The sequence below is a fragment of the Lachnospira pectinoschiza genome (assembly GCF_020564355.1).
GTDB classification, from domain to species: Bacteria; Bacillota; Clostridia; order Lachnospirales; family Lachnospiraceae; genus Lachnospira; species Lachnospira intestinalis.
On record NZ_JAJCRR010000003.1, the window covers coordinates 38,002 to 49,594 of the forward strand.

12 protein-coding genes and 1 other RNA gene are annotated in these 11,593 nt (G+C 43.6%); 12 read left to right on the plus strand and 1 reads right to left on the minus strand.

Annotated features, from left to right (window positions below; genetic code table 11):
• Nucleotides 1-2 precede the first annotated feature (2 nt).
• Nucleotides 3-350, plus strand: a complete 348-nt coding sequence (locus LI288_RS06280; protein ID WP_022433195.1) for a hypothetical protein — start codon at nt 3-5, stop codon at nt 348-350.
• A gap of 99 nt (nt 351-449) precedes the next feature.
• Here the strand turns inward: LI288_RS06280 and trhA are convergent, their stop codons facing one another.
• The gene (gene trhA / locus LI288_RS06285; RefSeq protein WP_022433194.1) at nt 450-1,118 is read right to left on the minus strand and encodes a PAQR family membrane homeostasis protein TrhA; all 669 of its coding nucleotides are present in this window, start codon (nt 1,116-1,118) and stop codon (nt 450-452) included.
• 620 nt (nt 1,119-1,738) lie between these two features.
• Between trhA and gdhA the strand changes: the two genes are divergently transcribed.
• The 11 genes from gdhA (at nt 1,739) to recR (ending at nt 11,589) form a co-directional block, all read left to right on the plus strand.
• Nucleotides 1,739-3,085 (plus strand): NADP-specific glutamate dehydrogenase, encoded by a 1,347-nt coding sequence (gene gdhA, locus LI288_RS06290; protein WP_227089821.1) that lies wholly within the window; start codon nt 1,739-1,741, stop codon nt 3,083-3,085.
• A 58-nt stretch (nt 3,086-3,143) separates the two neighbouring features.
• The gene (locus LI288_RS06295; protein ID WP_227089822.1) at nt 3,144-3,350 is read left to right on the plus strand and encodes a hypothetical protein; all 207 of its coding nucleotides are present in this window, start codon (nt 3,144-3,146) and stop codon (nt 3,348-3,350) included.
• The gene (locus tag LI288_RS06300) at nt 3,308-4,063 is read left to right on the plus strand and encodes a flavodoxin family protein (protein ID WP_227089823.1); all 756 of its coding nucleotides are present in this window, start codon (nt 3,308-3,310) and stop codon (nt 4,061-4,063) included. Before LI288_RS06295 ends, LI288_RS06300 begins: the two co-directional genes overlap by 43 nt.
• A 77-nt stretch (nt 4,064-4,140) precedes the next feature.
• A complete protein-coding gene (locus tag LI288_RS06305) occupies nt 4,141-5,271 on the plus strand; it encodes a 2-aminoethylphosphonate aminotransferase (RefSeq protein ID WP_022433190.1) in 1,131 nt (376 codons plus the stop codon).
• 21 nt (nt 5,272-5,292) lie between these two features.
• Entirely contained in the window at nt 5,293-6,588 is a 1,296-nt protein-coding gene (gene aepX, locus LI288_RS06310) for a phosphoenolpyruvate mutase (protein ID WP_022433189.1), read from the plus strand.
• Nucleotides 6,589-6,611: 23 nt separating this feature from the next.
• A complete protein-coding gene (locus LI288_RS06315; protein WP_022433188.1) occupies nt 6,612-7,331 on the plus strand; it encodes an NTP transferase domain-containing protein in 720 nt (239 codons plus the stop codon).
• A 25-nt stretch (nt 7,332-7,356) separates the two neighbouring features.
• On the plus strand, nt 7,357-8,484 hold the full coding sequence (gene aepY, locus LI288_RS06320) for a phosphonopyruvate decarboxylase (protein ID WP_227089824.1): 1,128 nt from the start codon (nt 7,357-7,359) through the stop codon (nt 8,482-8,484).
• 41 nt (nt 8,485-8,525) lie between these two features.
• An RNA gene (gene ffs, locus LI288_RS06325) (signal recognition particle sRNA large type) lies at nt 8,526-8,788 on the plus strand.
• A gap of 160 nt (nt 8,789-8,948) precedes the next feature.
• Nucleotides 8,949-10,643, plus strand: coding sequence for a DNA polymerase III subunit gamma/tau (gene dnaX, locus LI288_RS06330; RefSeq protein ID WP_227090120.1), 1,695 nt, complete (start codon nt 8,949-8,951; stop codon nt 10,641-10,643).
• Entirely contained in the window at nt 10,643-10,993 is a 351-nt protein-coding gene (locus LI288_RS06335; protein ID WP_022433185.1) for a YbaB/EbfC family nucleoid-associated protein, read from the plus strand. Before dnaX ends, LI288_RS06335 begins: the two co-directional genes overlap by 1 nt.
• Nucleotides 10,993-11,589, plus strand: coding sequence for a recombination mediator RecR (gene recR, locus LI288_RS06340; RefSeq protein WP_022433184.1), 597 nt, complete (start codon nt 10,993-10,995; stop codon nt 11,587-11,589). The genes LI288_RS06335 and recR overlap by 1 nt, the downstream gene beginning before the upstream one ends.
• Nucleotides 11,590-11,593: the final 4 nt, after the last annotated feature.

An 11,593-nucleotide genomic window follows, 5' to 3' on the forward strand; every position in this document is an offset into this window, starting at 1 on the left:
TAATGAAAAATAAAAGTGTACCGGGGTACAAGCGTGTATTCGCGTGGATGATTGCGGTATTTGCAATGGTGATTCCGTGGATTTCGTATTTAAGAATCTGGAAACTGACAGATGCGCAGGCAGATGTCTTTGAAAATTACAATGGATATGTGTTTGATTTCTTTTTGTATTACAGGGAAGTCCTGCTTGTGGTTATGGCAGTCGTCCTGCTGGCAGTGATGATTGGTGAAAAATTAAATGATTATGGCTGGTGGTATATCAGAAACGGTGCATTGGATTTGACGTACAATGGACCGGCAGATAACCAGTATGGAACATGGAATGTTGTAAACGGACATGTAGAGGTTTAAAGCTGAAATAAAATTCAGATAAACAGCGGAATAAAATAAAAAGAATGATATACGGAAATTATGAGAATTCTCAAAAAACGTATATCATTCTTTTTTGTTTTAAGCCAGCGGAAGAACCGCAACATATTCAAACATCATAATAAAATGGCAGATGCTGCCTGCCATAACAAATAGATGAAAAATTTCGTGTGAACCGAAGTATTTGTGATGTGCGTTAAAAATGGGAAGCTTTAATGCGTAAATAATACCGCCCACCGTATAAATAATACCGCCCGCAAGCAGCCAGTTAAATGCGGCAGCAGGCAGGGAATTTAAAATCTGTGTAAATGCAAGGACACAGACCCAGCCCATGGCAATGTATAACACAGAAGAAACCCATTTCGGACATGTAACCCAGCAAAGCTTAAAAATAATGCCGAGAATCGCAATGCTCCAGACCAGTGCCAGCAGCATAAGCCCTGTGCGGCCATGCAGGACAATCAGGCAGATTGGCGTATAAGAACCGGCAATCAGTACAAAAATCATGCAGTGGTCGAGTTTCTTTAAAATTTTATTCGTGCGTTCAGACAAATCAAAAGTGTGATAAGTTGTGCTTGCCGCATACAGCAGAATCATGCTCACAATAAAAATACTTAAAGAAATGACATGAACGGTATCCGGAGCGCGCATGGCACGCAGAATCAGCGGTGTTGCGGCAAACATTGCCATCAGCATACCGATAAAATGAGTAATGGCACTTCCGGGGTCTTTTAATTTAAAATGTTTCATAATTTCCTCCAATCTCCGAGTACACTGTATTTCCATTATTTTAATGGATTTTTCGTGTTCGGCATGTCCTGATATTTTTATGTTTTGACATATACATTATAAAATATTATATGCACTGGTATTTAAAATAATCACATGTAGTATTGAATACTACATGTCGATGTAATGATAATACATCAGCGCTTTTTAAAATGCAATCCTTTTTTTCAAAAATTTCAAAAATCCGGTTCGGATTTTAAGATTGTCTTATTGATACAGAAAAAACGCGCAAAACCGCTCATAAATTCCCTTAATTTTATTAAACAATAACCGGCAGAAAGTAAAGAAAACAAAGAAGAAAAACTTTAGAAAACTTAACCAAATACGGGGGATGTGCCGGATGTTCACAAACATGGATTTATTTTCATTAAATTTGAGTTTCCAAACCTTTCACAAATTAAGGAAAAATTTAAAAAGAAAAAATTATCGAACAAACAAAGAAAAGGTTATTGACTTCTTTTTTTGACAAGTCTAACATACGCAGTGTTTTCGGAAACGGCTTTTTCATTTTGTGAAAGCACGGGGTTGCCGACGGGCATCGTGCAGGATTAAAAAAATTTAGGTTTCGGAGGTAATGTCTGATGGCATATGTAGATGAAGTAATCAAGGAAGTATCTGAAAAAAACAGTAATGAGCCGGAGTTTATCCAGGCAGTGACAGAAGTATTGGAATCTTTAAGACCAGTTGTAGAAGCAGATGACCGTTATGAAAAAAATGCAATTTTAGAGCGTATGTGTGAGCCGGAACGAATCGTTTCCTTCCGCGTACCGTGGGTGGACGATGCAGGAAAGGTTCAGGTAAACAGAGGATTCCGCGCACAGTTTAACAGTGCAATCGGTCCGTACAAGGGCGGAATCAGACTTCATCCCAGTGTCAATCAGAGTATTATCAAATTTTTAGGTTTTGAACAGACTTTTAAAAATTCACTGACAGGACTGCCTATCGGCGGCGGCAAGGGAGGCAGTGATTTCAATCCAAAGGGGAAATCAGACGGCGAGATTATGCGGTTCTGTCAGTCCTTTATGACAGAGCTTTACAGATACATCGGACCGGATACGGACTGTCCGGCAGGCGACATCGGCTGCGGTTCCAAAGAAATCGGTTATATGTTCGGTATGTATAAAAGAATTGTCGGCGGTTATAAAAACGGTGCGTTATCCGGCAAGGGCATTCCTTACGGCGGCAGTCTTGGGAGAAATGAAGCAACCGGTTACGGCGCTGTTTATTTTACGGAAGAATTATTTGAATCTATCGGAAAGAAGCTTGCCGGTACAACATTTGCATTATCGGGCTTCGGCAATGTGTCATGGGGTGTTGCAAAGAAATTAAATGAACTGGGCGCAAAAGTCGTTTCTATTTCAGGACCGGACGGATACATTTATGATAAAGACGGCATCAGCGGGGAAAAAGTGGATTATATGGTAGAAATGAGAGGCTCCCTGCGTGACCGTTGTGAAGATTATGCCGACAGATTCGGTGTGGAATTCCATGCCGGCGAGAAACCGTGGGGACGTGTAAAGGCAGATGTGTATATGCCTTGTGCAACACAGAACGAAATCGGATTGGAAGATGCAAAGCGCATGATAGAGGAGGGTACGTCAAAGCTTTTAATCGAAGTTGCCAACATGCCGACCAAAGCAGAAGCCGTTGAAGAACTGCAAAAAGCAGGATTTATGATTGCACCGTCAAAGGCAGTCAATGCAGGCGGTGTTGCCGTATCTGCCCTTGAAATGAGCCAGAATGCCATGAAGCTTTCATGGACGGAAGAAGAGGTTGATGAAAAGTTAAAAAAGATTATGAAAAATATTTTTAACAACATCGACAGTGAGGCAAAGAAATACGGCATGGACGGAAACCTCATTGCAGGCGCGAATATTGCAGGATTTTTAAAAGTTGCAGAAGCCATGCTTGACGAGGGTATTTTCTAAAAAAGACTTTTAAAAACCGAAACTGTTGAAAATGATAAAATACACAGGGAGAATTCAGATGAAGGCAGATTACTTGGAATTTAAGGATAAATGCATACAAATGCTTACCGAAATTGATTTTTTAAATCAGGTGCAGATGACAAAGGAAGAAATTTTATCGGTTCTTGCAGGCTGTCGTTTAGAAGAAGCATATGATGCACTTTTAATCCGTTCGGAACAGGTATGCTGCCGGGACACACCTTTGCAGAGGCAACCGGCTCGTTAAAAAACCAGACAAAAAATGCAATGCACAGAAACCTTTCATTAAAAGAAGCTTTTTTTGCCAATGCAGGAGAGGCGGTCTGTCATGCACTGGAATACGCAGACGGGTGTACCCCGGCACACATAGACGGACCGGCACGCCTGCTGTGCATTTATGCGGGTAATAAACAAAAGAGCAATACCTGTTTATTCTGGAAGCTGGTACGCAAGTTCCTTACCGAAGATAAAATTGTAATCCGTGAAATCAATCTAAGAAACGGGGAAGTTGCAGACTGTCTTGGCTGTCCGTTTGAGATCTGCCTGCATTACAGTGAAAAGGGTTCATGTTTTTACGGCGGTGTCATGGTGGAACAGGTCTATCCGGCACTGCTTGAAAGTGATGCGCTCATGATACTCAGTCCAAATTACAACGACTCGGTCAGCGCAAATATTATGGCATTTATCAACCGTCTGACCGCATTGTACCGGAAGGTCGATTTTAAGGACAAGCTGCTGTTTTCCATTGTCGTATCCGGCTACAGCGGTTCTGATATCTTAGCGGAGCAGCTGATTAGCTCCCTTCATTTTAACAAAGGCTTTGCGCTTCCTGCCCATGCAATCCGGATGCTCACGGCAAATGACCCCGGAGAGATTTTGTCCTGTAGGGATATTGAAAAGGAAGCCGCCGTCTATGCAGAACGTATTAAAAAAAATTTATATACATTTAATAAAAACTGATGTATAATAAAATGTACGATTCAAAAATCACCTATATATTACTTATGTAAAAATGCTTTTACAAAAGGAGTAAGACAATGAATATTAAAAGAAATATTTTGCTGAATGCCGGACCGTCTACAACGACCGATACGGTAAAAATGGCACAGGTTGTACCGGATATCTGTCCGCGTGAAAAAGAATTTGCTTCTATGATGAAGGATTTACGCGCAGATTTATTAAAGACGGTACATGCAGACCCACAGCAGTATACATCAGTTTTATTCTGTGGTTCAGGTACATTAAACATTGATGTGTGTTTGAATTCACTGCTTCCGGCAGATAAAAAGGTGCTGGTAGTCAACAACGGCGCATATAGCACCCGTGCCGTGGAAATTTGTGAATATTACGGACTGCCGCATATCAATCTGCAGTTTCCGGTACTGGAACGCCCTGATTTGGATGTGGTACGAAAGACACTGGAAGAAAATCCGGACATTGCGCTGGTATACACCACACACAATGAAACAGGAACCGGTATTTTAAATCCAATCCGTGAAATCGGTGCATTGGCACACGAATTCGGTGCGGTATTTATCGTTGATACGACCTCCACACTGGCAATGCGCCCGATTGATGTGCAGAAAGACAATATCGATTTCTGTATGGCATCGGCACAAAAGGGGCTGATGGCGATGACAGGTCTTTCCTTTATAATAGGAAGAAAAGACATTATCGAAGCTTCAAAAGACTATCCGAAGCGTTCGTATTACTGTAATCTGTATTTACAGTACCATTTCTTTGAAAAAACAGGAGAAATGCATTTTACACCGCCGGTACAGACAATTTATGCAACAATACAGGCATTAAAAGAGTATTTTGCGGAAGGCGAAGAAGCCAAGTGGGCAAGACATACCCGCGTCTTTAATGCAATCCACAAAGGACTGGACGAGCTGGGATTTAAAGATGCCGTTAAGAGAGAATGGCAGGCAGGTCTTGTAGTATCGCCGATTTATCCGGACGACCCGAACTGGGATTTTGAGAAGGTTCATGATTACTGTTATGAGCGTGGATATACGATTTATCCGGGTAAGATTTCTACAACGAACACCTTCCGTCTGTGCGCTTTAGGTGCGATTGACGAGGACGACATCACGGCATTTTTCAAGGTATTCCGTGAGGCACTGGAACATTACAATATTGCGATTCCGGTTGTATATAATGATTAATAGAAAGAAAGAGAGAAACAGATGAAAAAAGTATACGCATGTTTTTGTACCGATGTGATTCATGAGGGACATTTAAACATTATCAACAAAGCAAAAGAATATGGCGAACTGGTTGTCGGTATTTTAAGTGATGAGGCAATGATCCGCTACAACCGTTTTCCGACGATCGGTTTTGAAGAAAGAGTGGCATTGTTTAAGAATCTGGAAGGTGTCAGTGAAGTCGTAATCCAGCATGATATTATGTATGATAAGATTATTGAAGAAGTAAAGCCGGATTATGTCATTCACGGTGACAACTGGAAAGAAGGTCCGGAAGCGGCAATCCGTGCCAATGTCATTGAAGTATTAGAAAAGAACGGCGGCGAATTAATCGAAGTGCCGTATACTTATAATGAAAATGTAAAGCGTGTTGATGACCGCTTAAAAGAAAAACTGGCGATGCCGGAATTCAGAAGAAAACGTTTAAGACAGCTCATTAAAATGCGTCCGATTGTAAAGACGATTGAAGTACACAGCGGTTTAACCGGTCTGATTGCGGAAAAGACAGTTGTGGAAAATGATGGTGAATTTGACCAGTTTGATGCAATGTGGATTAGTTCCCTCTGCGATTCAACTGCTAAAGGAAAGCCGGATATTGAACTGGTAGACATGACTTCAAGATGCAGAACAATCGATGATGTCATGGAAGTTACAACAAAGCCGATTATTTTTGACGGAGATACAGGCGGACTGACAGAGCATTTTGTATATCTTGTGCGCACACTCGAACGTATGGGTGTTTCAGCCATTATTATCGAAGATAAGACCGGTTTAAAGAAAAACTCTCTGTTTGGTACGGAAGTAGCACAGACACAGGATACAATTGAGAATTTCAGCGCCAAGATTGCCGCAGGCAAGAAGGTACAGCTGACAGATGACTTTATGATTATTGCGCGTATTGAGAGTCTGATTTTAGAGCAGGGTATGGAGGATGCGTTAAACAGAGCCAGAGCGTTCCGTGATGCAGGCGCTGATGGCATTATGATTCACAGCCGTAAGAAGGACCCGGCAGAAATTCTGGAATTCTGCGATAAATTCCGTGCAGAGGATAAGGAAACACCAATTGTGGTTGTTCCGTCTTCATTTAATACAATTACGGAAGCAGAACTGGCAGAACACGGTGTTAATATCGTTATTTACGCAAACCAGCTGACAAGAAGTGCATTCCCGGCGATGGAACAGACTGCCAAGGATATTTTAAAGTATCATCGTGCAAAAGAAGTGGACAGCCGTTTAATGCCGATTAAGCAGATTCTGACATTAATTGATGAACTGTAAGCTTTTTTGAAAGGATAAGGGAAATGGAAATCGCAATTTTAATGGCGGCGGGCATGGGTACACGCATGCGCCCGCTGACCGATGTTACGCCGAAGCCGCTTGTAAAGGTACACGGCACATCAATGATTGAAACGATTATGAAGGGGCTGGAACGCAGAAACGTATCAAAGATTTACGTTGTTGTTGGATACAAAAAAGAGCAGTTTGCATATCTGGCAGAAAAATATGACAACGTGGAACTGATTGAAAATACGGAATTTGAAACGATTAACAATATTTCGTCTATTCATGCGGCAAGAAAAGTTATGGGAACGGCAGACTGCTTTATCTGTGAAGCGGATTTGTATATTTCGGATTTATCTATTTTTGATGCAGAACTTTCACGTTCCTGCTATTATGGCAAAATGGTTCCGGGTTTTTCCGATGACTGGGTGTTTGACTGGGATGGAGAACGTATTACACGTGTCGGAAAAGAAGGGACAGACCGTTATAACATGGTCGGCGTTTCCTATTTTAAGAAAGCAGATGCGGCAGTTATCCGCGATGCCATTGATGCAGCATATGAAAAGCCGGGTTATGAGGGCTTATACTGGGATGAAATTGTAGACCGGCAGTTAGATAAGTTAAACCTTGACATTCATCCGGTTGAAAAAGAGCAGATTGTTGAAATTGACTCTGTGGCAGAGCTGGCAGTGATTGATGAAAGCTACCGTGAGGTATTGGAAAAAATGCAGGCAGAATAGGTCTGTATCAGAATGGAGATAAAAAATGCAGGTTCAGAAGTTTGTTGAAATTATCGGTGCAGAGTTTTATGCAGGTGTACCGGATTCACAGTTAAAAGCACTGTGCAACTATTTAATAAATACATATGGGATAGATTCCCGACATCATGTGATTGCCGCAAATGAAGGAAATGCGGCGGCGCTGGCGGCAGGATACCATCTGGCAACAGGAAAGGTGCCGGTTGTCTATATGCAGAATTCCGGCGAAGGAAATATTATCAATCCGGTGGCATCACTTTTAAACGACAAAGTGTATGCAATTCCGATGATTTTTGTTGTGGGCTGGAGAGGAGAACCGGGGGTTCATGACGAGCCGCAGCACATTTATCAGGGTGAAGTAACGATAAAACTGCTTGAAGATATGGATATCAAGCCATTTATCGTGGGAAAAGAAACTACAGAAGAAGAATTAAAAGCTGCCATGGATGACTTTAAAACTGTGCTTGCACAGGGAAAAGATGCTGCCTTTGTAATCCGCAAGGGTGCGCTCTCTTATGATGAAAAAGTTGTTTATAAAAATGACAATACGATGATGCGTGAAGATATTATCCGCCATATTACAGACGTTTCCGGAGAAGACCCGGTGATTTCCACAACAGGAAAGGCAAGCCGTGAGTTATTTGAAATCCGTGAAGCAAAGAAGATGAGCCATAAATATGATTTCCTGACAGTCGGTTCCATGGGACACAGCTCATCAATTGCACTCGGTGTTGCAGAAAGTATGCCGGATACAAAAATCTGGTGTATCGACGGTGATGGTGCCGTGCTGATGCACATGGGAGCTATGGCACTGCTCGGAGCGAATGCGCCAAAAAATATGGTGCACGTTCTGATTAATAACGGCGCACACGAAACGGTTGGCGGCATGCCGACTGTCGGCGGTAATATTGACTGGATTGGTGTGGCAAAATCATGCGGCTATCCGAATGCAGTATCCGTAGATACGTTTGAAGCACTTGATGAGGCTTTAAAGGCAGCGAAAAACCGCAGCGAATTAAGCCTGATTGAAGTGAAATGTTCTATTGGTGCAAGAGAGGACCTTGGACGTCCGACGACAACAGCGCTTGAAAATAAAGAAAATTTCATGGCGTATTTAAAAGAGTTAAAGGGTTGACAATCTTGACAATCCGGGCCATAAAAGGTATAATCAAAGAACCGCGCAGCCGGGGCATTAGCGGCGCCTTGTACCTGCAATCCGCTATAGCAGGGGTGATATCGGGCCGAGGGCAGTTTTCTGTAGAGCTGCCCGGTATAAGTGGTGTTGACGTCTGGGTCTTTCGCAACAGGAATTCATGAACCATGTCAGGTCAGGAATGAAGCAGCATTAAGTGAAACCTCCTGTGTGCCGGAAGGGTGCCTGGGCCGAGCTAACTGTACCGGTAACGTCTGTGGACAGCTGTACGACGTCCGGTGCGCGGTTTTATGATGAGAATTGTTTTCGTCAGCACATATTATATGTAACACATATTACGTGTAACACATAGTATGTGGTGGCTTTTTTTACATTTATAAAGTAAAAGCAGTTCGCAGCGGTATTTTTAGAAAAGCGCCGTCCGTGGCGGCAGAATGAGAGAAAATATGGCATATCAGGCATTATATAGAAAATGGCGTCCTTTGGAATTTGAAGATGTCAAAGGACAGGAACATATTGTTACAACATTAAAAAATCAGATACGGGCAGACAGAATCGGGCATGCGTACCTTTTCTGCGGAACGCGCGGAACCGGTAAGACAACCGTGGCAAAGATTTTTGCAAAGGCGGTCAACTGCGAGCATCCGGTGGACGGCAGTCCGTGCGGGGAATGTCCGACCTGTAAGGCGATTGCCGAAGGGCGTTCCATGAATGTCATTGAAATCGATGCCGCATCGAATAACGGTGTTGACAATATTCGTGAAATCCGTGACGAAGTCCAGTATTCACCGACGGAGGGCAGGTATAAGGTTTATATCATCGATGAAGTGCATATGCTTTCCATAGGGGCATTTAATGCACTGTTAAAAACACTGGAAGAACCGCCTGCATACGTTATTTTTATTCTGGCGACAACGGAGGCACATAAGATACCGGTTACGATTCTGTCGCGCTGCCAGCGCTATGACTTCCACCGCATTTCTATTGAAACGATTGCAGGGCGGTTATCGCAGCTGATGGAAGCGGAACATATCAATGTCGAAGAAAAGGCAATCCGGTATGTTGCCAAGGCGGCGGACGGTTCCATGCGAGATGCGTTAAGTCTGTTAGACCAGTGCATCGCCTTTTACCTCGGACAGGATTTAAAGTATGAAAATGTGTTAGAGGTGCTTGGTGCGGTGGACACGGCGGTATTTGCCGAAATGCTGTCGTACATTTTAAAGGCGGATACGTATGCGTGCATGCAGCTTTTAGAGCAGATTATTATGCAGGGCAGGGATTTAGGACAGTTTGTCAGTGACTTTGTATGGTATTTAAGAAATCTGCTGCTTGTAAAGACAACGGATGATGAAGCGAAGGCGGAAGACATTATCGATGTTTCGGCAGATAATTTAGAGCAGTTAAAAAAAGACAGTAAACAGGTCGATGTCGATACACTGATGCGCTATATCCGCGTGCTGTCGGAGCTGGCAAATGAGCTGAAATTCTCAACACAGAAGCGTATTAAAGTCGAAGTGACACTTATTAAGCTGACGCGTCCGGCGATGGAACAGCGGCAGGATATGGGCGATGTGATAAGCCGCATCACCCTGCTTGAGCAGGAAATGCAGGAAGCCATGGAAGCGTTAAAAAACGGCGTGGCGGCAGGTACTCCGTTTGCGGCAGGTACACAGGGCATAAGCGGTATGGCAGATATAGCGGGTGCGGCAGGCAATGCCAGCGGCTATGCAGGCAATGCCAGCGGCTATGCAGCAGGCATGGCAGTGTCCCAGCCGGCACAAAAGCGCGTAATAGAGGCAATGCCGGAGGATATTAAGCAGCTGGCAAAGCAGTGGGACTCCATTGTCCATTCGATTGAAGAACCGCTAAAGCGCACCCATTTATTAAATTCACATGTAACGCTTGCAGAGGATGGGCAGAGTCTGGAACTGATGACGTCTTCCCCGACAGCCTATGAGCTGTTTTCAAGGGAAGATGACAAGGCAGAACTGGTTGCGCTCATTGAGGAGCGGACAGGAATCCATGTGAATCTGATTGTTACAAAGCTACAGGATGGAGAAGATTTTCAAAATCGATTTACAGATATCAGAGAATCCGTTAATATGGAAATAGAAGTAGATGATAAGGAGGAATATATCTAATGGCAAAAAGAGGTGGATTTCCGGGAGGTATGCCGGGCAACATGAACAATCTGATGAAGCAGGCACAGAAAATGCAGAAGCAGATGGAAACACAGCAGGCAGAGCTGGAAGCAAAGGAATTCAGTGCGGCAGCAGGCGGCGGTGTTGTAGAAGTAACCGTTACCGGTAAAAGAGAGGTTACAAAGGTCAAGATTGACCCGGAAGCCGTAGATCCGGATGATGTAGAAATGTTAGAAGATTTAATTATGGCAGCAACCAACGAAGCACTCCGCAAGTGTGAAGAAGAATCACAGGCGCAGATGTCTAAGATTACCGGAGGACTTTCAGGACTGACAGGAGGCCTGTTCTAATGGACATTTACAGCGGTCATATGAACAAGTTAATAGAACAGCTGTCGAGATTACCAGGGGTTGGGGCAAAAAGCGCCCAGCGCCTGGCATTTCACATTATAAATATGCCAAAAGAAGAAGTTGAGGGACTGGCATCTGCCATGACGGATGCCAAAGCGCATATTAAATACTGTAAAGAATGTTTTACGCTGACAGATGATGAAATCTGCCCGATCTGTGCCAATGAAAAGCGCGACCACAGTACGATTATGGTGGTGGAACAGACACGCGATATGGCGGCATATGAAAAGACCGGAAAGTATGAGGGTGTCTATCATGTACTGCACGGCGCAATCAGCCCGATGCTTGGCATCGGTCCGTCCGACATTAAGTTAAAGGAACTGATGAAACGGCTCGAAGGCGATGTGCAGGAAGTCATCATTGCAACCAATTCAAGTCTTGAAGGTGAAACGACAGCGATGTATATCAGCCGCCTGATTAAGCCGACAGGCATTAAAGTAACCCGCATTGCAAGCGGTGTGCCGGTTGGCGGCGATTTGGAATATATCGACGAAGTGACACTGCTGCGTGCATTGGACGGCAGAACGGAATTGTAGGATA

Coding starts and splice junctions, on each gene's coding strand:
- recR (WP_022433184.1), top strand. CDS start 10,993: ATGGACATTTACAGCGGTCATATGAACAAGTTAATAGAACAGCTGTCG.
- LI288_RS06305 (WP_022433190.1), top strand. CDS start 4,141: ATGAATATTAAAAGAAATATTTTGCTGAATGCCGGACCGTCTACAACG.
- LI288_RS06295 (WP_227089822.1), top strand. CDS start 3,144: ATGAAGGCAGATTACTTGGAATTTAAGGATAAATGCATACAAATGCTT.
- LI288_RS06300 (WP_227089823.1), top strand. CDS start 3,308: ATGCTGCCGGGACACACCTTTGCAGAGGCAACCGGCTCGTTAAAAAAC.
- LI288_RS06280 (WP_022433195.1), top strand. CDS start 3: ATGAAAAATAAAAGTGTACCGGGGTACAAGCGTGTATTCGCGTGGATG.
- aepX (WP_022433189.1), top strand. CDS start 5,293: ATGAAAAAAGTATACGCATGTTTTTGTACCGATGTGATTCATGAGGGA.
- aepY (WP_227089824.1), top strand. CDS start 7,357: ATGCAGGTTCAGAAGTTTGTTGAAATTATCGGTGCAGAGTTTTATGCA.
- gdhA (WP_227089821.1), top strand. CDS start 1,739: ATGGCATATGTAGATGAAGTAATCAAGGAAGTATCTGAAAAAAACAGT.
- LI288_RS06335 (WP_022433185.1), top strand. CDS start 10,643: ATGGCAAAAAGAGGTGGATTTCCGGGAGGTATGCCGGGCAACATGAAC.
- LI288_RS06315 (WP_022433188.1), top strand. CDS start 6,612: ATGGAAATCGCAATTTTAATGGCGGCGGGCATGGGTACACGCATGCGC.
- trhA (WP_022433194.1), bottom strand. CDS start 1,118: ATGAAACATTTTAAATTAAAAGACCCCGGAAGTGCCATTACTCATTTT.
- dnaX (WP_227090120.1), top strand. CDS start 8,949: ATGGCATATCAGGCATTATATAGAAAATGGCGTCCTTTGGAATTTGAA.